General features: G+C 64.0%; 20 protein-coding genes. 7 read left to right on the top strand and 13 right to left on the bottom strand.

What is annotated here, in order from left to right; all coding sequences use genetic code 11:
• The first annotated feature begins 9 nt into the window (after window positions 1–9).
• Window positions 10–2,085 carry an ATP-dependent DNA helicase RecG gene (recG, locus tag J3P88_RS01170; RefSeq protein WP_434573575.1) on the top strand — a complete coding sequence of 692 codons (2,076 nt, stop codon included), beginning with the start codon at window positions 10–12 and terminating at the stop codon, window positions 2,083–2,085.
• Window positions 2,086–2,164: 79 nt separating this feature from the next.
• Window positions 2,165–3,562 carry an aminoacyl-tRNA deacylase and HDOD domain-containing protein gene (locus J3P88_RS01165; protein WP_186706905.1) on the top strand — a complete coding sequence of 466 codons (1,398 nt, stop codon included), beginning with the start codon at window positions 2,165–2,167 and terminating at the stop codon, window positions 3,560–3,562.
• Between the two features lie 210 nt (window positions 3,563–3,772).
• On the opposite strand, the gene J3P88_RS01160 is transcribed toward J3P88_RS01165, so the two are convergent.
• The gene (locus tag J3P88_RS01160; protein ID WP_186706906.1) at window positions 3,773–4,153 is read right to left on the bottom strand and encodes a helicase; all 381 of its coding nucleotides are present in this window, start codon (window positions 4,151–4,153) and stop codon (window positions 3,773–3,775) included.
• Between the two features lie 241 nt (window positions 4,154–4,394).
• On the opposite strand from J3P88_RS01160, the gene J3P88_RS01155 reads away from it, so the two are divergent.
• Window positions 4,395–4,523, top strand: coding sequence for a DUF6124 family protein (locus J3P88_RS01155; RefSeq protein ID WP_434573572.1), 129 nt, complete (start codon window positions 4,395–4,397; stop codon window positions 4,521–4,523).
• Window positions 4,524–4,888: 365 nt separating this feature from the next.
• Here J3P88_RS01155 and tagQ read toward each other — a convergent pair whose 3' ends face one another.
• From tagQ to tagH, 12 genes are all read right to left on the bottom strand, one after another.
• Window positions 4,889–5,827 carry a type VI secretion system-associated lipoprotein TagQ gene (tagQ, locus tag J3P88_RS01150; RefSeq protein WP_434573570.1) on the bottom strand — a complete coding sequence of 313 codons (939 nt, stop codon included), beginning with the start codon at window positions 5,825–5,827 and terminating at the stop codon, window positions 4,889–4,891.
• Window positions 5,828–5,912: 85 nt separating this feature from the next.
• Window positions 5,913–7,640, bottom strand: coding sequence for an SUMF1/EgtB/PvdO family nonheme iron enzyme (locus tag J3P88_RS01145; protein ID WP_189656370.1), 1,728 nt, complete (start codon window positions 7,638–7,640; stop codon window positions 5,913–5,915).
• Window positions 7,633–8,829: an ABC transporter permease gene (locus tag J3P88_RS01140; protein ID WP_411385961.1), complete on the bottom strand. Its 1,197-nt coding sequence runs from the start codon at window positions 8,827–8,829 to the stop codon at window positions 7,633–7,635. Before J3P88_RS01140 ends, J3P88_RS01145 begins: the two co-directional genes overlap by 8 nt.
• Window positions 8,829–9,545 carry an ABC transporter ATP-binding protein gene (locus J3P88_RS01135; protein ID WP_434576658.1) on the bottom strand — a complete coding sequence of 239 codons (717 nt, stop codon included), beginning with the start codon at window positions 9,543–9,545 and terminating at the stop codon, window positions 8,829–8,831. Before J3P88_RS01135 ends, J3P88_RS01140 begins: the two co-directional genes overlap by 1 nt.
• Window positions 9,545–12,646, bottom strand: coding sequence for a serine/threonine-protein kinase (locus J3P88_RS01130; RefSeq protein WP_434573567.1), 3,102 nt, complete (start codon window positions 12,644–12,646; stop codon window positions 9,545–9,547). Before J3P88_RS01130 ends, J3P88_RS01135 begins: the two co-directional genes overlap by 1 nt.
• Window positions 12,643–13,374 (bottom strand): PP2C family protein-serine/threonine phosphatase, encoded by a 732-nt coding sequence (locus J3P88_RS01125; protein ID WP_186710243.1) that lies wholly within the window; start codon window positions 13,372–13,374, stop codon window positions 12,643–12,645. The genes J3P88_RS01130 and J3P88_RS01125 overlap by 4 nt, the downstream gene beginning before the upstream one ends.
• Window positions 13,375–14,028 (bottom strand): type VI secretion system-associated protein TagF, encoded by a 654-nt coding sequence (tagF, locus tag J3P88_RS01120; protein WP_411385963.1) that lies wholly within the window; start codon window positions 14,026–14,028, stop codon window positions 13,375–13,377.
• Window positions 14,025–17,525, bottom strand: coding sequence for a type VI secretion system membrane subunit TssM (tssM, locus tag J3P88_RS01115; RefSeq protein ID WP_434573564.1), 3,501 nt, complete (start codon window positions 17,523–17,525; stop codon window positions 14,025–14,027). Before tssM ends, tagF begins: the two co-directional genes overlap by 4 nt.
• Window positions 17,522–18,832: a DotU family type VI secretion system protein gene (locus tag J3P88_RS01110; RefSeq protein WP_434573562.1), complete on the bottom strand. Its 1,311-nt coding sequence runs from the start codon at window positions 18,830–18,832 to the stop codon at window positions 17,522–17,524. The genes tssM and J3P88_RS01110 overlap by 4 nt, the downstream gene beginning before the upstream one ends.
• 6 nt (window positions 18,833–18,838) lie before the next feature.
• On the bottom strand, window positions 18,839–20,173 hold the full coding sequence (tssK, locus tag J3P88_RS01105) for a type VI secretion system baseplate subunit TssK (RefSeq protein WP_116833753.1): 1,335 nt from the start codon (window positions 20,171–20,173) through the stop codon (window positions 18,839–18,841).
• A gap of 15 nt (window positions 20,174–20,188) precedes the next feature.
• The gene (gene tssJ, locus J3P88_RS01100; protein WP_014340883.1) at window positions 20,189–20,695 is read right to left on the bottom strand and encodes a type VI secretion system lipoprotein TssJ; all 507 of its coding nucleotides are present in this window, start codon (window positions 20,693–20,695) and stop codon (window positions 20,189–20,191) included.
• Between the two features lie 68 nt (window positions 20,696–20,763).
• Window positions 20,764–22,290, bottom strand: coding sequence for a type VI secretion system-associated FHA domain protein TagH (gene tagH / locus J3P88_RS01095; protein ID WP_434573559.1), 1,527 nt, complete (start codon window positions 22,288–22,290; stop codon window positions 20,764–20,766).
• A 416-nt stretch (window positions 22,291–22,706) separates the two neighbouring features.
• On the opposite strand from tagH, the gene tssA reads away from it, so the two are divergent.
• The 4 genes from tssA (at window position 22,707) to J3P88_RS01075 (ending at window position 26,523) form a co-directional block, all read left to right on the top strand.
• Complete coding sequence (gene tssA, locus J3P88_RS01090; protein ID WP_434573557.1) at window positions 22,707–23,738, top strand: type VI secretion system protein TssA; 1,032 nt, start codon at window positions 22,707–22,709, stop codon at window positions 23,736–23,738.
• 81 nt (window positions 23,739–23,819) lie between these two features.
• Entirely contained in the window at window positions 23,820–24,326 is a 507-nt protein-coding gene (gene tssB, locus J3P88_RS01085; RefSeq protein ID WP_003177230.1) for a type VI secretion system contractile sheath small subunit, read from the top strand.
• A gap of 2 nt (window positions 24,327–24,328) precedes the next feature.
• Entirely contained in the window at window positions 24,329–25,825 is a 1,497-nt protein-coding gene (tssC, locus tag J3P88_RS01080) for a type VI secretion system contractile sheath large subunit (RefSeq protein ID WP_122567584.1), read from the top strand.
• Window positions 25,826–26,034: 209 nt separating this feature from the next.
• Entirely contained in the window at window positions 26,035–26,523 is a 489-nt protein-coding gene (locus tag J3P88_RS01075) for an Hcp family type VI secretion system effector (RefSeq protein WP_003177228.1), read from the top strand.
• Window positions 26,524–26,572 lie beyond the last annotated feature (49 nt).

Genomic DNA, 26,572 nt, shown 5'->3' with positions numbered 1-26,572 from the left:
GCCGCTGCCATGACTGAGCTGTCGAAAGTGCCGGTCACGACACTCAAGGGTGTCGGTGAAGCCATGGCCGAGAAACTGGCCAAGGTCGGCCTGGAAAACCTCCAGGACCTGCTGTTTCACCTGCCGTTGCGCTATCAGGACCGCACCCGCGTGGTGCCCATCGGCCATCTGCGCCCGGGGCAGGACGCGGTGATCGAAGGCACCGTCAGCGGCGCCGATGTAGTCATGGGCCGTCGTCGCAGCCTGGTGGTGCGCCTGCAGGATGGCACCGGTGGGCTCAGCCTGCGTTTCTATCACTTCAGCAATGCGCAAAAGGAAGGTCTCAAGCGCGGCACCCGCGTGCGTTGCTACGGCGAAGCACGGCCCGGGGCGTCGGGGCTGGAGATCTATCACCCGGAATACCGCAGCATTACCGGTGACGAGCCGCCGCCCGTGGATGAAACCCTGACCCCGGTCTATCCGCTCACCGAAGGCCTGACCCAACAACGTTTGCGCCAGCTCTGCCAGCAAACCCTGACGCTACTGGGCCCCAGCAGCCTGCCCGACTGGCTGCCCACGGAACTGGCCCGGGATTACCAGTTGGCGCCGCTGGCCGATGCGATCCGCTACCTGCACCATCCGCCCGCCGATGCCGACGTCGACGAACTCGCCCTCGGCCATCACTGGGCCCAGCATCGCCTCGCGTTCGAAGAACTGCTGACCCATCAACTGTCCCAGCAACGCCTGCGCGAAAGCCTGCGTTCCCTGCGCGCCCCGGCCATGCCCAAGGCCAAGGACCTGCCGGCCCGCTACCTGGCCAACCTCGGCTTCACCCCAACGGGCGCCCAGCAACGCGTGGGCAACGAAATCGCCTACGACCTGAGCCAGCCCGAGCCGATGCTGCGGCTGATCCAGGGCGATGTCGGCGCCGGCAAGACCGTGGTTGCCGCCCTCGCCGCGCTGCAGGCCTTGGAAGCCGGTTATCAAGTGGCGTTGATGGCGCCCACCGAGATCCTCGCCGAGCAACATTTCATCGCCTTCCAGCGCTGGCTCGAACCACTGGGCATTGAAGTCGCCTGGCTGGCCGGCAAGCTCAAGGGCAAGAACCGCGCCGCCGCCCTGGCGCAGATCGCCGAAGGCGCGCCGATGGTGGTCGGCACCCATGCGCTGTTCCAGGATGAAGTGCAGTTCAAGAACCTGGCCTTGGTGATCATCGACGAACAGCACCGCTTCGGCGTGCAACAACGCCTGGCTTTGCGGCAGAAAGGCGTGGGTGGGCGCATGTGCCCTCACCAACTGATCATGACCGCCACGCCGATTCCACGGACCCTGGCGATGAGCGCCTACGCCGACCTCGACACCTCGATCCTCGACGAACTGCCCCCCGGCCGTACACCGGTCAACACCGTGCTGGTGACCGATACCCGACGAGTGGAAGTGATCGAGCGCGTGCGCAGCGCCTGCGCCGAAGGACGGCAGGCCTATTGGGTGTGTACGTTGATCGAAGAGTCGGAAGAGCTGACCTGCCAGGCGGCCGAAACCACCTTCGAGGACCTCACCGCCGCCCTCGGCGAGTTGAAGGTCGGGCTGATCCACGGCCGCATGAAACCCGTCGAAAAAGCCGCGGTCATGGCTGAATTCAAGGCCGGCGCCCTGCAACTGCTGGTCGCCACCACGGTGATCGAGGTCGGCGTCGACGTGCCAAACGCCAGCCTGATGATCATCGAAAACCCCGAGCGCCTGGGCCTGGCGCAGTTGCACCAGCTGCGCGGCCGGGTGGGCCGGGGCAGCGCCGCCAGCCATTGCGTCTTGCTCTATCACCCGCCACTGTCGCAGATCGGGCGCCAACGGCTGGGGATCATGCGCGAAACCAACGACGGTTTCGTCATCGCCGAAAAAGACCTCGAATTGCGCGGCCCCGGTGAAATGCTCGGCACGCGCCAGACCGGTCTGCTTCAATTCAAGGTAGCCGACCTGATGCGCGACGCCGATCTGCTCCCTGCCGTACGCGACGCCGCCCAGGCCCTGCTGGAACGCTGGCCCGACCACGTCAGCCCGCTGCTGGATCGCTGGCTGCGTCATGGGCAGCAATACGGCCAAGTGTGAGCACGCGCTCAGTTTTCAAGACCCGCGTGCCGGACAAGCTGGTTATACTGACCAACTTGTAGGAAAACGGATACAGACCATGACAGAAGCTGCCCTCGTCCCCGAAGCCCCGCACGCTCCGTCTGTTATTCGGCTGTTGCTCGAGAAATTGGGCATCGGCTATGACGAAGTACTCGAACGACCCGGCCTGAACCCAGCCCGCAAGGTGCAGGCGGTGTTGCTGCACGATGCCGTTGGCGCGCTCATGGTGCTGTTTCCACAAAGCCAGCTGCTGGACCTCAATCGCCTGGCCGAACTCACCGGTCGCAAGCTCACGGCGGTGCCGACCGAACGCCTGGAGCGCATGCTCGGCAAACACAGCCTGAGCCTGCTGCCCGGCCTGCCGGCGCTGACCAGCTCACCGTGCCTGTACGAAGAAAGCCTGCTGCGCGAACCCAAATTGCTGATCAACTCCGGCGAGCCGGGGCTGCTGCTGGAAGTGACCAGCGAAGCGTTCAAGACCATGCTCACCAAGGCCAGCGCCGCGACATTTGGCGAAGCCGTGAGCAACATCACCCCCAACCTGGACCGCCCGCACGACGACCGCGCGGAAATCACCCAGGCTGTGCAAGCGTTTACCGCCCGGCGTATCCAGCAACGGCTGGAAGAAACCATCGAGATCCCGCCGCTGGCTGAAACCGCGCAAAAAATTATCAAGCTGCGGGTCGACCCCGACGCCACCATCGATGACATCACCGGTGTGGTAGAGACCGATCCAGCCCTGGCCGCGCAAGTGGTGAGCTGGGCCGCCTCGCCCTACTACGCCTCGCCCGGCAAGATTCGCTCGGTGGAAGACGCCATCGTCCGCGTGCTGGGCTTCGACCTGGTGATCAACCTGGCACTGGGCCTGGCCCTGGGCAAGACCCTGAGCCTGCCCAAGGACCACCCGCAACACACCACGCCGTACTGGCACCAGTCGATCTACACCGCCGCCGTCATCGAAGGCCTGACCCGCGCCATGCCGCGGGCCCAGCGTCCCGAAGGCGGCCTGACCTACCTGTCCGGCCTGCTGCACAACTTTGGTTATCTACTGCTGGCCCATGTGTTCCCGCCGCACTTCTCGCTGATCTGCCGACACCTGGAGGTCAACCCGCACCTGTGCCACAGCTACGTGGAGCAACACTTGCTGGGCATCAGCCGCGAGCAGATCGGCGCCTGGCTGATGCGCTACTGGGACATGCCCGACGAACTGGCCACCGCCCTGCGCTTCCAGCACGACCCGCACTACGACGGCGAATACGCCGCCTACCCGAACCTGGTATGCCTGGCCGTGCGCTTGCTGCGCTCGCGCAGCATCGGCTCCGGCCCGGATGAAGACATCCCGGATGCGTTGCTCGAACGTGTGGGCCTGACCCGGGAAAAGGCCAACGATGTGGTCAGCAAGGTGCTTGAGGCCGAAGTGCTGCTGCGGGAACTGGCTTCGCAGTTCGGCCACTGATGCCCGGCTGATTCATAGCTCATTGATGGCTAACTGCCTGATGAGCTCATTGGCTGCTGACTGAAGAGCTTTTGTGGCGAGGGAGCTTGCTCCCGCTCGGCTGCGTAGCAGCCGCAAAACCTGCCGACGCGATCTGCCTGGAAGACCGTGTCAATCCGTTTGGGGCCGCTTCGCCGCCCAGCGGGAGCAAGCTCCCTCGCCACAGGGGAGTCACTTGGCTTTAGGTTTCCTCGGCTTCAGGTACTTGGTCAGCCCCTGGAACCAGATCACCAGCGCCGGGTTGCCCTTGATCTGGATCGACTTGTCCTGAATCCCCGTCATGAATGCCAACTGCTTGTTCTTGGCCTGCATCGTCGCGAAGCCATAGGCGGCGTCCTTGAAGGCGATGGCGAAGGCCGGGGTCGGGTAAACCCCGGACTGGCTGGTGATGCGCTGGTTCTTCACGGTGAAATGCCGGGCGACCTTGCCATCCAGGGTTTGCAACTGGAACACCAACTCCTTGTCGCCCAACTGCTGTTGGAACGCCGGGTTGGTCCGGCTGGCCTTGCCCATCAACAACCCCAGCATCCACAACAGAAAACGAAATTTCATGGGCACAGCCTCGTGAGAAAAGATCAATGGCTGGCAGTTTAGCGATTCTTCGGCGCAACGCCATCATCGGATCGCTTTAGCGGAAGATCAGCTGGTTTTCGCGAAAGATGACTGCTAAGTCACGAATTCAAAATCAAAAGATCGCAACCTTCGGCAGTTCCTACATCGATTTCCGTAGGAGCTGCCGAAGGCTGCGATCCTTTGCTCCTTTTCCCCTGCCAAACCCTCGGACATTAACGATGTGAATGACCCACGCCGCTGCGTCGCCCTGGCGATCAGTCGCATGGCCGATGGGGTGCAGTTGTTGATCGAGCGGGCGTTGGATCATCTGGAAACCAAGGAGGCGGTGGCGCCTGGGGCCAAGGTATAGAGCTTTGCATTGATGCAGGCTGAACCAGCGCCATCGCGAGCAAGCTTTGCTCCCACAGGGTTCTGTTTCGAACCGGAGCCCAATCCACTGTGGGAGCGAGCCTGCTCGCGATAGCGGAGTGTCAGGCAACAATGATGCAAGCTGAACCGACGCCTTCGCGAGCAAGCCCGCTCCCACAGGGGATTGGGGGCTTTGCGGACATTTCGATCACCCCAAAAACAACTGTGGGAGCGAGCTTGCTCGCGATGGCGGTGGGTCAGTCGACATTGATGCCAACTGAACCGACGCCTTCGCGAGCAAGCCCGCTCCCACAGGTTTCACACAGTGATCACTCCCCAAGGGGATGATCAGCCACCCTCACTCAATCAAACATTCGGGCAAGGAACCGGTGCCCAGTCGCCCAGGTCCGGGTTTTTGCACATGCTGTTGACCTGGGTGGTACCCGCGCTGGCAACCTGCTTGCTTTGATCTTGCTTGGCCTTGGCGTCCTGCAAGGTTTTCTCAGTGGCGACCGCTTCTTTAGGCACGGTTGGCAGTTCTTTCTTCTTCGCCGGCGTCACTTTCTTCTTGGTCTTGGTGCTGGTCTGCGCCACAACCTGCGTGGTATCGGCAGTGGCCACAGTCACCACGTCAGTACGCTGCACACCCACTTGCTGCAGGTCTTTCTCGTAGGCCTGGGTGTAGTTGTTCAGGTCTTCGGACGCTTTGCCGTTGACCGCGACGATCAGGTCGTTCGACTCTTTCAGGCCAGCGACGATTTCCGCCAGGCGCTTACGGCCCTCGGTGTCGTTGATGGTCTTGGCCTTGCGGTCGGCAACCAGTTTGCTGAACGCGTTCTGGTAGCACTGCTGCGAGGTCTTGGCGTAGGCGGTGCTACGGTCGATGTCCGAAGCGCTTTTGCTGACATCAGCAGCGTAGGAAGCGATGCGCATGTTGTCATCGGCGATCTGCTTCTGGCGCTCGGTGTAATAACCGGCGGCACCACCGGCCAAGGCGCCGCCCGCGGCACCGATGGCGGCGTTGCGACCACGGTCTTCCTTGTCAGCGGTCAGGGCGCCCAGCAGCGCCCCGCCGACCGCGCCAACGGCCGCACCGGTGACAACCGACTTGGTCATGTTGCCTTCGGTGGCGCGCAAGTGCTGCACCGGCTCGTAGCAGTTCGGGTAGTACTCGACCTTGGTGCTCGACGCGACCTTGGACGTCGGCGACGTGGCGCAGCCGGTCAGTACGGTGCTGAAGCCGACAGCGACCATCAGCAAGTGACGCTTGGAAACCGAAGCCAAAGGTTTACGGGAGAAAAGCATAGTTGTGTTCTCTTTTAAGTGTTGACCAGCTCAGCACGGCGCTATCGCCGCCTGAGTCCCTTCCAAGCTCGCTGACAACGAACACTCAAGACCGCTGAGCGTTCGATGCGAGCAATTCCTTCAATATCGCCGCCGGGTCGGCTCGTTTTTGCTGACGATAATCCCCGACATGACGAACGAATAACGTTGCACGCGCCACCAGGCTCTTGCCCAGCACCGGTTTGCGCTCCAATTCTTCCTTGATGCGCTGAAACTGCGCCTGGATCACGGCATCGGTGTAGCGCGTGCCGGTGGCCAGGTTGTCGATGTAGATCGCCACCGCGCCATCCAGCGCGCTGCGGCCGTTGTCGATGGCCGTGGCGAACAGCGTGGCGCTGGCCTCGTCCTTGGCGTCCAAGGCGGCTTGCCGACTGTTCTGCAGATTGGTCAGGCGAATGTTGTAGTTGTTGACGGTCTCGGCCACCAGGGCCGAGGACTGGATCAGGTTGCCCGCCGCTTCCTCGCGCTGCTGGGCGATGAGTGAGACGTTGCGCTTGAGCTCCTCGTTGACCAGGCCCAGTTCGGCTTGCAGGCGCGGATCGACGCTGGCGGCGATGATGCTGTCCAGGCGCTTGGTCGGGTCGTCGGCGTCGTCGATGGCGTCGGTCAGCGACGCGAGCCGCCCCTCTTTCTGCCATTGGGCGAACAATTCCTTGTAGCGCGAACGCGGCGCCGACAACGCGCCGACGGCCACGCGAAAACCGGTGGTCTCGTTGCTTTGCTCAGTGCCATCTGCCGTGAACAACGGGTACTCGCGGCGCATGCCGGTGAACAGCGTGCCCTCGCCTTCCAGGTAGTTGCCACCCTTGACCACGAAGCCGCCATAGGCGCCCTGGCGGCGACCGGCATGCACCAACTGGAAGGATTCCTGGACCATCTCGGCCGCGTTGCCCACCACATCGAACAAGCCGATGGGGTTCGGCAGCTTGGTGCCGATGGGCATCAGCCGCGCCGCCTGGCCAGTGCCGCCGGCGACCTGGTTGAACACCGCCCAATCGGCCAGGGGCCCGTCGCTTTCACTGCCTTCCAGGCGCCGAGGGAACAGACGCCCCTCCAGGTCCTGACGACTCACAGCTTGGCCGCCACGGGCAGCGAATTCCCACTCGACTTCCGTTGGCAAGCGCACGAAACCCAGCCCGCCGTCTTCGGCGGAGGTGCCGCGACCGCTCACCGGCAGCAGGTCCTTGTGGTATTTCATCAGCCAGGCGCTGTACACCGCCGAGAAGCGCTCGGCCTCGAATTTCGACAGTTTCACCTTGGGCAAACGCCCGGCCACGCCTTGAGGCAACTCGGCTTGCAAGGTTTCGCAGGCTGGCGCCGCTTCGCCGCTGGCCAGTGATTGCGCTTGGGCCATGACCTGGGCGTATTGCCGGGCCGTGACCTCGTACTTGCCAATGAAGTACAGCATCGGCTTGAGCGGCGTCTTGGCGTCGGTCTTGGGCATCAACGGCGTGATGGTCGTGTTCCAGTCCTTGGGCAGGTCCTTGAGGGTGAACTGACCGTTGATGAAGTCGCGCCGGTAGCCGGAAATGAACGACTGCTGATAGCCCGCCTCGCCTTCGCTGAACGGGTAGCCGAGGCTGATCTCGCGGTCGTCCAGGGTGCCCTGGGCGAGGATGTAGACGTAGCGGAACACCATCTGGCCTTCGCACGGCAGCGGCAGGCTGACGTCGTCGGGCAATGGCTTGGGGTTGTCCAGCTTGTCCGTGGCTTCATCAGCCCATGTCAGGCTGGCGAGGCTCAGCGCCACGGCGGCGCCTAATAACTTATACATCGCGAATTCCTTCACACGCCTGGATGCGCGCCACTCGCCAGCCGCCGCAAGCCGCCGCGACGGCGCTGACGCCGAGCACGGCCACCAGGGCCAAGGTGTAGTGACGCACCAACAGATGACTGGCGTATTCGCCGGGCATCTGTGCAAATAAATAATTCAGGCCCGACTGCGCCAGGCCATACAGGCCGGCACTGAGCAGGGCCGCAAACGTGGCGCTGTAGAGCGCCTGCAACACCACGAACAGCAACAGCGCCGCGGTGGAAACCCCCAACAGGCGCAACACCGACAATTCCCGACGCTTGCGCTCGACCGCCGCCAAGGCACCGGCAAAGATCGCCGCGAACGCGCCGGCCAAGGCCAACCCGGCGATGATCCAGAACACGATCGACAGGTTGCGGCTCAACGATTGCACTTGTGCGATGGTCTGGGCCTGGGTCGATACCAACAGGTTCTGCCCGGCGAAATACTGCCGCAACGGCTCGACATCGCCGAGGCTGCGAGCATACAAGCGAAACGCCGGATACACGCGCTGCCCGGCCTCGCCCACCGCATCGCCCGGCCAGCCGAACGCAGGCACGGCACGGCCGTCGCGGTAATCCTCGGCCGCCTCCAGCAACGCCAGCGGCGCGAACAGGCCGTCCCGGGCGAAGGCTTCCAGTGGCAGCACCTGCAGCACCTGCACGCGGGTGCGCTGGGCCTCGCTGCGACCGGCCACCTGCCGGCCGAAACTGGCCTGCAGCCAATCACCCGCCTTGGCCCCGAGTTTTTCAGCGGCGGTCTGGCTGAGCACCACTTGATCCAAGCCTTGGGGCACCGGCAAGTGATCGAACAACGGATCGTTGGCGGCGGTGGGAATCATCTCGACCGTGACAGCCGACGCCTCGCTGCTCAAATCCGCCGTGGCGGCGATCTGCCGGGTGCGCGGCAAGGCAAAGGCCACATCACCGCGCTGGCTCAATTGTTCGACGAATTCGGCACTGAAGCGACCGCCGCCCAAGGGGATGATTTCCCGGGTGGCAGGGTCGTTCTGCAAGCGCTCGGTCAGGCTGCTGACCAGGCCGAACTTCAGGCCGAACAGCACCAGCAACGGCGCCACCACGGCCACCAAAGCCAGCACCGAGCAGGCCGACAGCCAGGCATCGTTGCGGTAATCCTGCCAGGCCAGGGAAGCCACCAGCGCGCCGCGCATCAGCAAGCCTCCCCGAGGGTGGCGGTGACACCGCCGTCGGCATCGCGACGGCAACTGATGCGCCGTACCTGCAAACCGCTGGCCCGGGCCAGCGCTTCGTCGTGGGTGGCAACTACGCAGCAGACGCCGTGTTCGCGGGCCTGGGCCACCAGCAACTGCATGACGCGCTCGGCGTTCAGCGGGTCGAGGGCGGCGGTCGGCTCATCGGCCAGCAACAGGCGTGGGCCGTGGGCCAACGCCCGGGCACAACTGACCCGCTGGCGTTGGCCCACGGATAAGTCCGCCGGTTTCTTGTCCAGTTGATCGGCAATGTCCAACTGCCCAGCCAGGCGCGTCACGCTAGCGTCATCCTTCAAGCCCAGCAATTTGCGCGACAACGCGATGTTGCCACGCACATCCAAAAAACCCAGCAGGCCGCCGGTTTGCAGAACATAACCCAGGTAACGGCTGCGCAGCTCGGCCAAGGTGCCCTGTTGCGACGCACGCCACAATTTGGCGATGTCCAGCGGCGTGTCGGCGGGCGTGAAATCGAACTGCCCGGCCTGATCCGGCGCCAACACCAGCGCCAACATATCCAACAAGGTGCTCTTGCCACAGCCGCTGGGGCCGACCACCGCCAGTTGTTCACCGCCGCGCAAATACAGCCGTGGAATCACCAGGCTGTAGCGCTGGCTGCCGGCGCCCCGGCTTTTGTGCACGGCGTTCAGGGTCAGCATCACGGCAGCGTCGACAACGGAACGCGGTACAAGGCGTCGCCCGGCTCGGCGTCGCCGAAGCGCACCCAGTTGGCGAGGTCGTTGTGGAAGGTTTCGTAGAGGCGGATTTTCGAATCCAGCTCGTCGATGAAATCTTCCTGCTCGGCCACGCTCAAGGACAGCCACAGGTCCTGGGTCATGTTCAGCGACTTGCTGCGGTACGGCAGCCCTTCCAGGTACTCGCCGAGAATCCCGCCATCGGCGAGGTTGCCCCCCTTGCGCAGGGCCGACGGGTCGCGGCTCATGTAGGCACTGGCGCTGGCGATTTCCTGGAAGAAATCCTTGGGCGAGCTCTGGGTCTTGCGGGCCGCGTCGACGATCAGCTTCAGCGACTGCTGCAGGTCGTTGAGTTGCAGCTTGGTCAGCATCACACAGACCTGGAACGCCGGCAGCGCCGGGTTGGTCAAGTCGCGGTCGGCGGTCCAGGCGCTGACCAGTTGCGGCGCCTGGCTGGCGGATTTACGCCCCAAAAAGTCCATGTGCATCGCGTAGCCGACCGCCGCCGATTTGTCGGCCAGGCTCGGCGCGGCGCTGAGCAGCGGCACGCTTTGCGGCTTATTGCTGCGCACCTGGTGCACCAGGTCGGCGAACACCGAGCCGATCTCGTCGACCCGCTCGCCGAATTTGCGCACGTCGGCGCCCGGCACTGGAATGTACAGGTCGCCGATCTGCGGGTTGGCGTCGGCGGTCAGGGTCCGGTATTGGCTCTGGGCGCCGGCATGGGTTTTCTTGCCCGCGTCGCTGAGCAGGTGCAGGGCGTAGATCTTGATTTGCTTGCCCAGCGCCGCCTGGCGCACTTCGGCCTCGTTCATTTGCGTGGCGGCAAACGGGTCGTTCTTGCGCAGGGCGCCGGCGTCGGTGACCAACAGGATCAAGCGCCCGCCGTAACCGGACCAGTCCATGCCTTCGACGGCCTGCATGACCCCGGCGAACGCATCTTCGTTGAACGAATGGCTCGACACCGTGGAGGCCTTGACCTGCCGCGCCAGCTCCATGAAGCGTTGCGGGTCGCGGCCCTGTTCGAGGGTGATCAAGGTCTTGGCGACGTATTCCAGGCCCGGGGTTTTCTGGATGCTGCTGCGAAAACCCACCATGCCGAAACTGACACTGTCCAACTCGCCGCGCTCGGCGATGCGGGTTTGCAGTTGATGAACCACATCGCGCACCTGATCGATGTAGGGCTGCATCGACACGGTGGTGTCCACCACCAGCACCACGGCGGTGCGGAACGCGTCGGCGTTGGCAGTGGTGATCGGCGTGTTGTTGTTCGAAGCCCTGGGCGTGTTGCCCGGATCGATGGACGCCACATTCAGCAACTGCACCGGCTGGCCGTTCTCATCGAGGCTCTCGCGGGAATCGAAGATCGGCAACAGGTAGAACTGGCTCTGCGGCACGGCGCTGGCGGCCGGTTCCAGGGCCAGCACTTGCTGGTCTTCCTGGGGGCTCTGCTGGGCCTTGAGCAGCACGTTCTTGGCCGCCGAAGGGTTAGCCAGGAGTTTTTCCACCTCGCCGGGCTGACGCAGGAACATCACCGGCGCACGGCCGGAACGTTCAGTGAACTTGAGCACCAGGCTCTGCTTCCAGTCGCTGACCTGGGCGGCGGGCAACCAGCCGTCGCTGCGCCCGTCAGTGGCCGCGCCGACGCGCACCCAGGCGCTGCCATCCACGTCCTTGCGCTGGTACACATACAACACCGAAAACGCTGGCAGGGCCTTGCCCGGTGCGGCGCCCGGCGCCTCGGCGAGTTTCGCCCCCGGCTTGCTGAGCACGCGCTGGAACAGGGTTTTCTTGCCGGCCATCAAGAGCGGACGCTGGCCGCCATCGGCCTCGGTCGCCACGGGGGGCTGAGCCGCAGGGACGACGGGCGGTTTGACCGCCGGCACTTCCGGGGCCTTCGGCGGCTTCACTTCCGGTGGTTTGACCGAGGTGTTCGTGGCCACGGGCGTCTTCACGTCCTTGCCATCGTCACCGGCCAACCACCAATAACCCGCGCCACCCAACGCCAGCGCCACGGCGACCGCGACGGCGGCCAGGGCGAACACCGGCCCCTTGCGCTGCTCCGACACCGAGGATTGAACCGTCGGTTTTATCGGCGGCGGAACGGGTTTGGACTGCGGTTGTGACGGCGGTGGGGAATAAGCCGGGCCGCTCGGAATATCGATGGACATGGGCGTCAAACCCGCCAAGTCATCCACCGCCGGCGGCGTGGCCGGCAGTTCAAACGACAACGGCCGGATCAGCGTCGCTTCCGCCGATGCCTCAGGCAGGTTATCCAACGCCCGCAGCAACGCCGCCGCATCCGGGAAACGCTCCGCCGGGTCTTTCGCCAGCAACTTGCGCAACACGTCCTGGTAACGGCCGTGATGCACCGGCAACTCCGGCAACGGCTCGGTCAGGTGCGCCAGGGCCGTGGAGAGTGCGTCGTTGCCGGTGTACGGCAGTTTGCCGACGAGGATTTCGTAGAGCACCACGCCCAGGGCATACAGGTCGGCGCGACCGTCGATGTCTTGCCCACGGGCCTGTTCCGGGCTCATGTAGCTGGGCGTACCCACAGCAAAGCCAGCCTGGGTGAACTGGGTGCGGTCGTCGAGGGACTTGGCGATGCCGAAGTCCGAGAGCACCGCCGTACCATCGGCGCGGAACAGGATGTTGGCCGGCTTGACGTCACGGTGGACCAGGCCCAGCCCGTGGGCATAACCCAATGCTGAAGCGATCTGGCGAATGTAGGTCAGGCCCTGCTCCGGCGTCAGGCCCGCGGCGATGCGTTCCTTGAGCGTGCCGTTGGGCAGGTATTCCATCGCCATGTAATACAGCTCACCGACGTTGCCGATGTCATGGATGGTGACGGTGTGCGGATGCGACAAGCGCGCCAGGGTCTTGCCTTCGCGCAGGAAACGCTCGCAGAAAGTCGGGTCGGCGGCCAGGGCGGCGGCCATGACTTTCAACGCCACCTTGCGCTCCAGCGAACGCTGGGTCGCCAGATACACACTGGCCATCGCGCCTTCGCCGATCGGCCCTTCGATGTCGTAGCCGGGGATGACAATGTTCAAGGTCAAGCTCATGACGGCACCTTCACGACCACCACGGTGATGTTGTCCGGCGCGCCGCGCATCAGGCCCAGGGACACCAGGCTGCTGGCGATTTCGCCGGGCTCGTCGTGGCTCAACACTTCGCGGATTTCATCGTCCTCGACGGTCTTGGTCAGCCCGTCGCTGCACAACAAGTAGCTGTCGCCAGGCACCAGCAACAGTTCGGTCAGCGCCACGTTCAGTTGCGCCTCGACGCCGATGGCCCGGGTGACGATGTTGGCCCGTGGATGCACGCGCGCCTCGGCTTCGCTGAGCAGGCCGCTGTCCTGCAAGTCCTGGACATAGCTGTGGTCCCGGGAGATGCCTTCGAGCACGCCGTCGCGCAGGCGATACAAACGGCTGTCACCGGCCCACAGGCACATGCCACGCAGGTCGCGGACGGCCAGCACCACCACGGTGCTGCCCATCATCGTCACGCCACGGTTGGCGGTTTCCTCCCGCACGGCGGCGTTGACCCGCAGCAGGTCGCTTTGCAGCGCCGCGACGTATTCGTCCAGCGAACGCCCCACGGCAATGCCGCGCAGGCTGTCGACGATCAGGCTGCTGACGTAGTCGCCCGCCGCGTGCCCGCCCATGCCGTCGGCAACGACCCAGAGGCCGTTTTCCGGCAGGTCCAGGCAGGCGTCTTCATTGACCTGGCGGACCATCCCGACATGGCTCTTGCTTGCAGACTTGATTGCTTTTCCGGCACTTGGACGCATCTACACAACACCTTCTTGGCCGAGCAAAAATTGCGCAAAATCAGCCGCCGCCGGCAATCCCTGGCAGCGCATCAAACCCGGGGCAATGCGCTCCGATCCCTGGCCCCACCACAGGCTCACACCTTCACAGGCCGCCTCGGCCAGGGCGCTCATGCGCCGCTGCGGGTCGCTGGCATCGAAGCGGTGCAGGCTGGCGAAACGGCTGCTCGGCGTGCGCGGCAGGTACATCGGGCTGCCGAGGGTTTCCAGTTGTTCGTTGAACGCCTCGAAACTGGCCTCGACGCTCAACGTACTCAACAACAGGTTTTCGACCCGCTCGAACCACTCGTCCGCACCGCCCACCACCGAGGCCGGGTCCGCGTCGGGCTCCAGCAGCACGGCAATGGTCAGCGGAAAATAACGACCGACCCGATCGATGCTCGGCATCACCACCCCAACAGCGGCGTCCGGGCCACACACCCCCGGCGCGACCATGAAGCGCCACAGCGGGCTGACCAGATAGGCGTCCAGCCAGCGCTCGCCGAGGCTGGTCTGGCTGGCGAGCAAACCCGCCGCCAGCCACGAATCCCACGGGCCGATAAAGCCCTGGGGCAAGCCACGGCTGACGAAGTCACCGCGGCTGGCCAACTTTCCATAGAAGCCCGGTGTACTCATAGCCGCTCCGGCAGGCTGAAGCCGCTAAGCACCCGGCTCTTGAATGGGTTGAAGGCGCTGTTGGCCCGCAGCTCATAAGAGGCGCTGGCGCCGTCGACCCGCAGCCGCAGGTTGAAGCGATCCGGCGAGTTGCCGGCGGTCAGGTCCGATTGCTCCAACAGTCGGAACCAGGCCCATGGCCCATCCAGGGTGATGCCGGAGCGACCGTTGGACGACGGCGGCATGATCGAGATCCGCACCACGCCGATGCTGCCCGGGTTCGGCCACTGCATGGCGGTCGGGCGGCTCGGGCCGTGGTCGTAGCTCAGTTGCTGGCCGTCGAGATCGAGCAGGAACTGGGTGATGGTCGAGTCCATCGCCACCGGCTTGAGTTCGAAACGCACCATCGGCTGGGTGCCGCCGGAACGGAAGAACGCGTCGCGGATGGTCGCCGCGCGCTGGAAGGTCTGCAGCACGCCGGGGGCGATGCCGAGCTTCTGCGCCGCGCCCGGCTGCCAGCGCCAGGTCGGAGTCGAGGTGTCGACGTAAGGTTGCAGGTACTTGCGGAAGTAGTTGTCCATCACCCCGCCGACGCCGAAGAACTGGCCGAAGTCATCCAGGGTCGCGTCCCGCGCGCTGCCTGGCGACATCGGATAGCGCCCGGCCAGGGACTGGCGATAGATGTTCACCACTTCGCTGGTCCAGGCGGCGTTCAGTTGGTTGCGCACCCCGCCCATCATGCTGTTGGTGGTGGAGTTGACCACCGACTTGACCAGGCCCTGCACCAGCGGCGGCTGGCGTTCGGCGTTGAGGCTGACGCGGGTGGCGGCGGCCGAGGCCTGGTTCTTGGCTTCGCCGAGCAAGGCGTCGCCGCTGGCACCGACCATGGCGCTGACCTGCACGTACAAGGCGTTCATATCCGCCAGCAAGCCGTCGATGGCTGCCGGCTCGCCTTCGCTTTTGCTGACGATGCTGTTGAGCTCGGCGAAGTGCGCGGTGATCGGGTCATCGCTTTGCGCCGGTGCGTTTTGCGTCGCCTGCTCCTGGCCGAGCAAGCTGCCCAGGCGTTCCTTGAGCTTGTCCACACCGCCTTCCACTGGCGCGCCTTGGGCGGCCAGCAGGCGTTCATCCTGTTGCAGGTCGGTTTCCTTCGCCACCGCCACCAGCAGTTTTTTCAGTGGCGAGGTCGGGCCGGAAATCACCCGCAGCACATCGGCGGCCTGGGCCACGCTGGTGATCGGCACGAAGTCGATGTCGGCCAGCAAGGCGTCCCATTGGCGCAGATAATCCTGGAAGTACAGGCGACGCACGTCGGCGGCCAAACTGGCGACGTTCTGCTGGTCGGCCTCTTCGTGGCCCAGCACCCATTGCTCTTCGGCCAGGGTGCCGGTCTGGCTCAGGCTGCTGAGCAAAAAGCCCTGGCGGTAACCCTTGACGGTGAAGAACCCGCTCAACGGCTCGCCCAATGGCTTGCCGCTCTTGCGGCTGAACACCAGCGCGGCGTCACGCCCGGCGGCTTCGTTGATGCGGAAGTCCGGGATGCCTTCGGGCAGTTTCTGCCGCTTGATCCGGTCATAGACCCGCTGGGCCACCGGCAATTGCTGCAACTGGCGGCGCAGGTCTTCGACCAGGCGTGGGTCAAGGCGCGCGAGGGGCGGACGCCGTTCGAACAGCGCCTGCAAATGCCCGGTCAGGGCCTGGCGCTGCTCGGCTGGCAAGTCCCGCGGCAGGCTGCGGTCCCAATCCAGGGCGATCCAGGCCTTGATGAAGTCGGCGTCGTAATGCTCGGTGTCGGCGAGCATCAGGTAGGCCTTCAAGCCTTCGTAGAGGAAATCCGAATTGCCACCGCTGTGCAGTTGCTCTTCGATGCGCGTCAGCAGGCGTGGCGCGAACACCGCGATCAGCAGCTTGCGATAGACGCTGCCGGACTCGGCTTCAAGCATGTCACCCTGGTACAGGCCCAGGCCTTCGGCCCAGCTCGGGGCGTCGTCGGCCAGGTGCTTCACCGCGTTGAGCAGCGGCAACACCGCGAGCACATCCCGTTGTGCCGGGCTGAGGTTCTGCACGGTCTGGCCCAATGGCGCGACCTTCTGATCGACCTGGGCGATGTAGGCCTGGTTGGCCCGGTAGCTGACCCACCACAACGTGCTGACCACCAGCACCAACACCACCGTGGAGGCCAGCACACCGCGGGCGATCCACTTGCGTCGACGCTCGACTTTCGGATCGACGCCCACCAGCCCGCGCTCGGCGAAGGCCACGGCGGTGAAGAGTTTTTCGATGAAGTAGCTGCGCCCGGTGCCGGTCTGGCGCGCCAGGTGCTGGCGGTCCAGGTTCATGCTCTGGGCCATGGAGCCGATCAGGCGATCGATCGGGCTGCCTTCCTGGGTGCCGCTGGTGAAATACACGCCGCGCAGCAACACCCGCTCTTCGAAGGCGTTGGGTTTGAACACGCCCTCGAGGAAGCTTTGCAGGCAATCCTTCAAGGCGCCGAACTGCTGCGGGAAGCCGTAGATCAGGTCACGCCGCGCCGGGTCACGCTCTTGTTGCAGGCGCTCCACCAGGCGGTCGTTGAGGCGCTGCTCAAGGCCGGTGAATTCGCTTTGCAGGTACGCCAGCGGGCTGTCGTTGCTCTTGCCATCGTCCAGGGCGAAGGTCATGCCCCAGACCTGGGCGCGCTCTTCCTTGCTCAGGGTGTCGAAATACTCCATGAACCCCGGCACGAGGTCGAGCTTGGTCAGCATCAGGTAGATCGGGAAGCGCACGCCCAGTTGGGTGTACAACTCCTGGATCCGCAAGCGAATCGCCGCGGCGTGGGCGGCGCGCTCGGCGTCGCTGCCCAGCAGCAGGTCGGACAGGCTGATGGCGATGAACGCCCCGTCAATCGGACGTCGGGCCCGTTGTTTTTTCAGCAGGCCGAGGAAGCCCAGCCACGCGGCCTTGTCGATGGTCGCGTCGCTGTCCTGGGTGGTGTAGCGGCCGGCGGTGTCGAGCAGGACCGCCTGGTCGGTGAACCACCAATCGCAATTGCGCGTACCGCCGACACCGCGCACGGCACCGGCGCCCAATTGCGCGGCCAGCGGGAAATGCAGCCCGGAGTTGACCAGGGCGGTGGTCTTGCCCGAACCCGGCGGGCCGATGATCACGTACCACGGCAGCTCGTAGAGGTTACGGCGCTCGTCACCGCCCAGCTTGGCTTTCTTGAGCAGGGCCAAGGCTTCGTCCATGCGCTGGCGCAGGGTTTCGAGTTCTTCGGCGGTGGCGATGCTGGTCGGGTCCGGCGGGGTTTGCGCGGCCAGGCTGCGCATCACTTCGGCAGCCTGACGGCGGGCCTGGATGATGCGGAACACCCGATAGGCGATCCACACCGCGAACACCAGAATGATCAAGGCCCAGCGCCGGCCTTCGGGCACCAGCCAATCGAGCAGCGGGCCGACGAACCAGATGATCAGGCTCAGGGCGATCAGCCCCAGCAATGGGATGACCCAGCGGGTCATAAAACTGAAAAACGCCTTCACTCGACCCCCTCCGCCAATACTGTGATTTCAACCCGACGGTTGCGCGCACGCCCCTCTGTGGTGGCGTTGGATGCCAACGGTTCGGTGTCGCTGCGGCCTTCGGCGCTGAAGCGCTCGGGCTGGCCAGTCTTGGCCGAGAGAATTTGCAGCACCGATTGCGCCCGCGCTTCGGACAACGCCCAGTTGGACGGGAACCGGAGGGTGGCGATCGGGCGATTGTCGCTGTGGCCGGTGACCAGGACCTGGCCCTTGACCTTGCGCACCGCATCGGCGATGCGCAGCATCAATGGCTGGAAATCGTCCTTGATGCTGGCGCTGCCCGAGGCGAACAGTTCATCGCCACGGATGGTCACCACCGAGCGGTCGACGGCATCTTCCACCGCAATGCGGTTGGCGCGGATTTCGTCGGCGAGGAAGCCGGCCAGGCGTGGGCGCTCGATCACTTTGGGCTGCACCACGGGACGGTCGATGGTCTGCACCGGGATTTCACCGAGGAAATGAATGTTCTTGAACACCGGCTCGGCATCCGAGGCGAGCTTCATGCGCAGGCCGAACAGCAATGCCAGCAGCAGGGCCACGCCGATGGCCACGGCGATCCATGGCGGCATGAATTGCGCCAGGCGATCGCGGGCCACGGTGACCCCACGCCAGTGCGGCGACAGCTCGCGCTCGTAGTCGCCCCGGGCGCTGCGGATCACCGCACTGGTGCGCTCACGCAACGCTTCCAGTTGGCTGCGACCGTCGTTCATCACTCGGTAACGACCTTCAAAGCCGAGGCACATGCACAGGTACAGCAGTTCCAGCAGATACAGGCGCTCGCGCGGGCTTTGCAGGCAATGCTCCAGCAACTGGAACACCTTCTCGCCGCCCCAGGCTTCGTTGTGCACGGTGATCAGCAGGCTTTGCTTGCCCCAGTCGCTGGTGCCGCCCCATGGGGTGCTCAACACCGCTTCGTCGAGGGCGGTGCACAAGGCGTAGCGGGCCAGCAACACATCGTTACGCACCACGCCGGCGGCCTCGGCGCGCTCTTCGAATTGGCGCAGGTAGGCCAGCAGTTGCGCACGCAAACTGGCCGGCGCCGGGTGGGCGATGGTGTTGCGCAGGCGCGTCAGCAAGGCCAGCAACGGGCCGGCGGCACTTTCCAGCGGGTTGAGGCCCTCGGCCTTACCGGTCAGGACCGGCGCGGCCGGCATCGACAGCGGCGCGGACGCCGGCGCAGGATGGGGCCGGCCAGGATCCGGGCGAAAGGGATCGGCGCCACGGCCACCGGGCGTCGGCATGAACTGGGTACGATCGTCGTTGCTCATCGCGGTTTATCCTCGGATCGCCCAGAACGCCAGGTTCAGCCCTGGGAACTGGCCGGCGATGTGGAACGCAAAGCCGCCGGAGTTGCTCAACTGCTGCCAGTGGTCGCTGCCCCGGTCGAGTTCGTAGTAGGTGGAACCGGCGTGGTACGGCAACTGCCGTGGCGCCACCGGTAACGGCAACAGGCCGATGCCCGGCAATTGCAGATTGACCAGGTCACGGATGTGTTCCACCGAACCGACCTTGCTCTGCTGGCCGAAGCGGCTGCGCAGGGTTTCGGCCGGCACGTCGGCGCGCACCACCAGGATGAAGCTGGCGCTGTCGAGCAGGGTCTTGTCGGCCAGCATCGCCACGTGGATGCCGTAGGCTTTCTCGACAATCGGAATCGGCGTCGCCTTGCTGTCGATCAACATCGACAGGGCTTCGCGCAGGGCCTGCATCACTGGCGCGTAGCTGAGCGCCAGGTCATCGTGCTGGTAAGGCGGGTACTGTTGCGGTCGTCGCCCGGAGGCGGTGAACGTGGAGAACTCCCCGGCCAGGCTCACCAGTTCGCTGTAGAAACGCTCGGGGTGCAGCGGGCTCAACTGGCTCAGGTGCTGGATCAGCGGCTGGGCGCGGTTGACCAGTTGCAACAGCATGAAGTCGGCAATTTCCGAGGCGCCACCGGCACCGGACGCCACCACCCGCCCGGCCAACGCTTCGCCGCGTTGATGCAGCAGGCCCAGCAATTCGCTGCGAAACGCCGCCAACGGTTTGGAGGCGATGACATCCAGCAGCGGCGGAATGTAGGCGTCGTCGAGCACCAACGCACGGTCGGCGCGTTTTTCCTTGATGCGCACCACACCGATGGCGGCGTAGTCGCCGATGCCATCCTGTTCGGTCAACAACCGCAGCGCCCGGGAGCCGAGGGCCACCGGCGCGCGGTTTTCGAACGGTGCGTTGTCGTCGCGCACTTCGCAGACCTGGCTCACATACCGCGCAGCGCCGAGGTCTTCGCCTTCATCCACGGTGTCGCGGGCACCGGCACGCTTGAGTGGCAAGGCCAGGTACACCAGGCCATCGCGCAGGTTGTCATCGACGTTCAGCGGGGTTGGCGCCAGGTCATCCTGGGGAATATTGAACGGCGTACCGTCCGGCAACAGGCCCCGCGCCGAGATGATCGCCAGCTTGCCCTGGGCCAGCAGGCCCTGGTCGATCAGCAATTCGGAAAAACCCCAGGCGCCGGCCGACAACGGGCGGCTGCGGGCGTCGATGAGGTTTTCCAGGTAACGGTCATGCTGTTGGAAGTGCTGCGTTCCAATGAACATGCCTTCCGACCAGACCACGCGATTGTTCCAGGACATGGGGGCTCCGATTGCTTATTGGGCAGGGCTGGATGGGGGAACGACGACGGCGCTGCGCACGGCGCGCACATCGAGGCTGATCTGGTATTCGGTGTATTCGCGCGCCGGGACATTCATCACCGTGCGCCACAGCGACTGGTCCAGCTCGCGATAGCCCACCAGTATTCCGATGTGCCGCGTTGCCGGGTCGAGGTCGCGTTGCAGGCTCAATTGCTGGCCGGGCTGGATCAGCACCTCGTCTTGGTCGATCAGGTCGGCGCCCAGCGTGGCCTGGGCCCGTTCGGCCAAGGCGAAATAATCGGAGCGGCCGAAGGTCGCGGCATTTTTCAGTTCGAAAATGCGCACCCGGACCGGGGCCGGCTGGCCGGTGGCGCCGGGGTTGAGACCGGCAATGGCATGGAAATGCAGCTCGATGGCGGCGGTGTCGGCCTCAGCTTCTTCGGGCTGGGGGTTGGCCGCATCCTTGGCGCACGCCGTCAGCAGAAGCACGGTGGCAACTGCGAGTAAAAACCTGGGAATCATCCTGCGTCCTCAATGACGTTTGAGCTATCCGTTGTGGGCTTATCAGTATTGTTATAAGGCGACGCCGCTCAACGGCGTCGCTGTCGTGTGCTGTGTTCTTCGTAGGCGCGACTGAACTCGCGACCGAACAGGTCCTGGAAATCCTCCTGGGCTTCCCGGGAAATGTTGCTGTAGAGCTCGGTGAATTGCTGCCAGTACTGGGCCTGTCGCGAGCCGCTGAAAATGCCCGACAGCCCACCGGGCTTGGCCATGCGTTCTTCCAGTTGCGACGGTTCGAAACGCCCCAGCAAATGCTTGATGGCCGCTTCCACACCGGCCATCACCGCCAGTTGGTGGGCCCGCAAGTCATCGAAACTGTCGCGCACCGCCGCGTCCGGAGCCATGAACGCCTGGTTGCCGTGGCGCAACAGCAACAGCAGGGCTTCATCGACATTGGGGGCGAACTTCAGCGGGTTGTTTTCCACCGGCTGGATCATCGTCTGCTGGATGCGGAACTCACCCTTGAGGCTGCTGCGGGCGCGCAGGACATCGATCAAGCCTTCGACCATCAACCGATAACTGCGTCCGATGTTTTCCATCTGCGCTTCGGCGTTGGCCTTGTCCAGGCGTAACTGATCCAGCCCGGCACCGCGCAGGAAGGCTTGCAGCAAGTCGGGCTGGGCAGACTCGGCCGGAGCAGTCGGAGCCACCGGGGTAACCGACGCAACAGGCGCAACAGGCGCAACAGGCGGTGCGACCGGGGGCTCGACGCGGGTGACCGACGCTTCAGGCACGGGGGCCGGCGGCGGTGCAATGATGTCAGCAAAGATGTCGGCGAGCGGCGGCTGCGCAACAGGCGTCGCGACTGGCTCGACCTCCGGCGGTAACGGGACCGGCGGCGGGGCCACGGGCAGCGGCGCAACCGCCACCGGCGCAGGCTTGTCGCTGAACGGGTCCCAGTCGTCGGGTATCACCGAGGCAGACGGCGGCATCACCGGCTCGATCACCGGCGGCGGGCTCGGCTGGGCAATCGGTGTCGGCGGGCGGAAATTGTGTTGCTCGGCCGGGACATGGTCAGGCTGGGTGGCCGGCGGGACGCTGCTCGGCGCCAAGAAATCGAACAGGTCCGGCAGGGTGTCCATGGCCGACACACCCTGGAAATGCGCAGGCACCTGGACCGGTGACGGTCCGGGAATCGGAGACGGCGCATACGCCGGCGCGCTCTGTTGCCCCATCAAGGCCTCGAAACTGCTGGGGGACTCGGCGAACGGGTTGCTGTCGGTGACCGGCAGGCTGAAATCCACGCGAGCCTGGATTTCATAATCACCGATGCGGATCACTTCGCCGTCTTGCAGGGGTTCGCTGTTGCCCTTGCGCAGGCGCACGCCGGCCTTGACCAATTCCACACCATTGGTGCTGTTATCGGTCAAGTAATAACGCCCGTCTTTGTATTGGATAACGCAATGTTTACCGGAAACCAGACGCTCGGGGTCCGGTAATACCCAGTCATTATCGGAATTGCGGCCAATTGCCATCACCCCCTGGTCCATGGACTTTTCAGAACACTGGCCTGGGGTAATTTTGTGATAACTAGTGATAGTCAAACACAGCGGCATCTTGCCTCCTTGCTGAATACTTCGCGCGCGGGCGGGAGTGAGGGTTTGAGGCCCTGACGACCCGCCGGCAACCTTGCCAACAACCGTGGGAACGGCTTTTTGCCAGCATGATTGCTGATCATAACCGGCTTGCGTGACAAAAACCCCACGTCAGTTGCCGCTTCGACCGGTGGGTCGGGCAGGCTGTTAAGCGCATCACAACTGTTACATAGGGCATACACAGGCGAAATAGCTTACCTTGACAAGCGATAAGTACTACACCAAAAATGCACAACTTCTTGAATATACATGATGGCACTTTAAAATCATCAAAGATCTAAAGGGCCATTACCGTCAAGGAACATGTGGAGTTTCATCCGAAACTTGCGTGTGAACTGCCCGACTTCTTCAAGCGGGTGATAGGGAGATCGATCCAAGTGGATGTGCCTTTGCTGCTCGCCGCCGTTTCCGCGACTTCGCCGTGCGGTGAAGACCTGGAATATGACGCGGATTTCCTGCGCCTGGAACGCGACTCCCGGGGCCAACCCGAGCGCAGCATGGGCGATTCGATCCTGCCTGCCGAACCCCCTGAATGGCGCAGCATCCAGCAGCAGAGCCTGGACTTGCTTGCGCGCAGCAAAGACCTGCGCATCACCCATTACCTGATGCAAAGCTCCCTGGCCCTCGAAGGCCTGCCGGGCATGGCCCGTGTGCTGACGCTGATCAGCGAGCTGCTCAAGCAATACTGGGCCGAACTGCATCCGCGCCTGGACGCCGATGACGACAACGACCCCACCGTGCGCATCAATGCCCTCGCCGGCCTGACGTCCGATGTCACTATCCGCCTGCTGCGCGAGAGCATCCTGACCCGTTCGCGCACCTTCGGTGCCGTCAGCCTGCGCGCCGCCGCCAATGCCAGCGGCCTGCAAAGTTTCCCGGATGAAAACCTCGGCGCCGAACAGCTCGCCGGGGCCCTGCTCGACAGCGATCCCGAGCAGCTGGAGATCATCCGTGCCGCCCTGCTCGAAGCCCGTAGTGCCGCCGAAGCCATCGAGCAGCAAGTCAGCGACCAGGTCGGTTCCGCCCAAGGCGTGGACCTCGGCCCGTTGAAGCAGCCGCTGAAAATGGCCCTGCAGATTCTCGGTCAGTTCGCCCCGCAGAGCGGCGACAGCGCCCAGGCCGAGCCCGTCAGCGACGACAGCGCAGCGCCCACCGAACATGCAAGTGTCACAAGCGCACCGCGTAATACCAGCACCATCAGCGGCGACATCAACAACCGCGACGATGTGCTGCGCAGCCTGGACCGGATTCTCGCTTACTACACCCGTCATGAGCCCTCCAGCCCGCTGCCGGTGCTGTTGAACCGGGCCAAGAATCTGGTGCACGCCGACTTCGCGGCCATCGTGCGCAACCTGATTCCCGACGGCATGAGCCAATTTGAAAACCTGCGCGGCCCAGACAGCGAATAAAAAGCGAGCGGATCACGCAGTCACGTCACCGGCACCCCCGATGACGCCAACACCGTCGCTCAAGCGACCAGGAGCAGCAACGTGGCGAAGCAAAGTTCTCAGAAATTCATCGCGCGCAACCGCGCGCCTCGAGTGCAGATCGAGTACGACGTCGAGCTCTACGGCGCCGAGAAAAAGGTCCAGTTGCCCTTCGTCATGGGCGTCATGGCCGACCTCGCCGGCAAGCCCGCCGAGCCTCTGGCACCGGTGGCCGACCGCAAGTTCCTCGAGATCGACGTCGACAACTTCGACTCGCGCCTCAAGGCCATGCAGCCGCGCGTGGCGTTCCATGTGCCTAACGAACTGACCGGCGAAGGCAACCTGAGCCTGGACCTGACGTTCGAAAGCATGGACGACTTCAGCCCGGCGGCCGTCGCCCGCAAGGTCGACTCGCTGAACAAGCTGCTCGAAGCGCGCACCCAATTGGCCAACCTGCTGACCTACATGGACGGCAAGACCGGTGCCGAAGAAATCATCATGAAGGCGATCAAGGACCCAGCGCTGTTGCAGGCTCTGGCGAGCGCGCCGAAGCCAGCACAGGACCAATGATCATGACTGACAATACCGCCCGCGAAGGCGTGCAGAACCTGGGCGCCACCCAAGAAACCAGCGAGTTTGCGTCCCTGCTGCTGCAAGAATTCAAGCCCAAGACCGAGCGTGCCCGCGAAGCCGTTGAAACGGCCGTGCGCACCCTGGCCGAGCAGGCCCTGGCGCAGACCGACCTGGTGTCCAACGACGCCATCAAGTCGATCGAATCGATCATCGCCGCCATCGACGCCAAGCTCACCGCCCAGGTCAACCAGGTCATCCATCACCCGGACTTCCAGCAACTGGAAAGCGCCTGGCGTGGCCTGCACTACCTGGTCAACAACACCGAGACCGATGAGCAGCTCAAGATCCGCGTGCTCAACATCTCCAAGACCGACCTGCACAAGACCCTGAAGAAATTCAAGGGCACCGCGTGGGACCAGAGCCCGCTTTTCAAGAAGATGTACGAAGAAGAATACGGCCAGTTCGGCGGCGAGCCTTACGGCTGCCTGGTGGGCGACTACTACTTCGACCAGTCGCCACCGGACGTGGAACTGCTGGGCGAACTGTCGAAAGTCTGCGCGGCCATGCACTCGCCGTTCATCGCCGCGGCTTCGCCGACCGTGATGGGCATGGGCTCGTGGCAGGAACTGTCGAACCCGCGCGACCTGACCAAGATCTTCACCACTCCGGAATACGCCGGCTGGCGCTCGCTGCGTGAATCGGAAGACTCGCGCTACATCGGCCTGACCATGCCGCGCTTCCTGGCGCGCCTGCCGTACGGCGCCAAGACCGACCCGGTGGAAGCCTTCGCCTTCGAAGAAAACACCGACGGCGCCGACAGCTCCAAGTACACCTGGGCCAACGCTGCCTACGCGATGGCGGTGAACATCAACCGTTCGTTCAAACACTTCGGCTGGTGCTCGCGCATCCGTGGCGTGGAGTCCGGCGGCGAAGTGGAAAACCTGCCAGCCCACACCTTCCCGACCGACGACGGTGGCGTGGACATGAAGTGCCCGACCGAGATCGCCATCTCGGACCGCCGTGAAGCGGAACTGGCGAAGAACGGTTTCATGCCGCTGCTGCACAAGAAAAACACCGACTTCGCGGCCTTCATCGGCGCCCAGTCGCTGCAGAAACCGGCCGAATACGACGACCCGGACGCCACCGCCAACGCCAACCTGGCCGCGCGCCTGCCGTACCTGTTCGCCACCTGCCGTTTCGCCCATTACCTCAAGTGCATCGTGCGCGACAAGATCGGTTCCTTCAAAGAGAAGGACGAGATGCAGCGCTGGTTGCAGGACTGGATCCTCAACTACGTCGACGGTGACCCGGCGCACTCCACCGAGACCACCAAGGCCCAGCATCCATTGGCTGCTGCTGAAGTGATCGTCGAAGAAGTCGAAGGCAACCCGGGGTACTACAACTCCAAGTTCTACCTGCGCCCGCACTACCAGCTCGAAGGGCTGACCGTGTCGCTGCGCCTGGTATCGAAACTGCCTTCGGCCAAGGGCGCGTAAACAGAGGTTTAGTTGGAAAGGGCTCGCTCCTGTGTGGGAGCGGGCTTGCTCGCGAAAGCGTCGGGTCAGTCGACGTCGATGTTGAATGATCCACCGCATTCGCGAGCAAGCCCGCTCCCACAGGTTCGGTGTCTTGACTGACATTCAAAGTAATTTCGCAAGGTCAGCGTCAACCAAACAATGTGGTAAAGACCACACAGGGAGAAAACATGGCTGTTGATATTTTCATCAAGATTGGCGACATCAAGGGCGAGTCCATGGACAAGGCCCACAAGGACGAGATCGACGTCCTGAACTGGAGCTGGGGCATGTCCCAGTCCGGCAACATGCACGTCGGCAGCGGCGGTGGTGCGGGCAAGGTCAACGTCCAGGACCTGTCCCTGACCAAGTACGTCGACAAGGCGTCGCCGAACCTGATGATGCACTGCGCCAGCGGCAAGCACATCGACAAGGTCAAGCTGACCGTGCGCAAGGCCGGCGGTGAAAGCCAGGTCGAGTACATGATCATCAACCTGGAAGAAGTGCTGGTCACGTCCCTGAGCACTGGCGGCTCGGGCAGCGATGATCGCCTGACCGAAAACGTCACCCTGAACTTCGCCAAGGTGCTGGTGGACTACCAGCCACAGAAAGCCGACGGCACCAAGGAAGGCGGTCCGGTCAAGTTCGGCTGGAACATCCGTCAGAACATCAAGGTGTAATCGAACACGCCCCCGGTGCCACGCGCCGGGGGTGTTTGGTGCTTGCTCG

The sequence above is a fragment of the Pseudomonas sp. Z3-6 genome (genome assembly GCF_051131985.1).
Classification (GTDB): domain Bacteria; phylum Pseudomonadota; class Gammaproteobacteria; order Pseudomonadales; family Pseudomonadaceae; genus Aquipseudomonas; species Aquipseudomonas zanjanensis.
The sequence above is the reverse complement of the archived record's forward strand: the minus strand, read 5'-3'. Positions and strand labels throughout refer to the sequence as shown.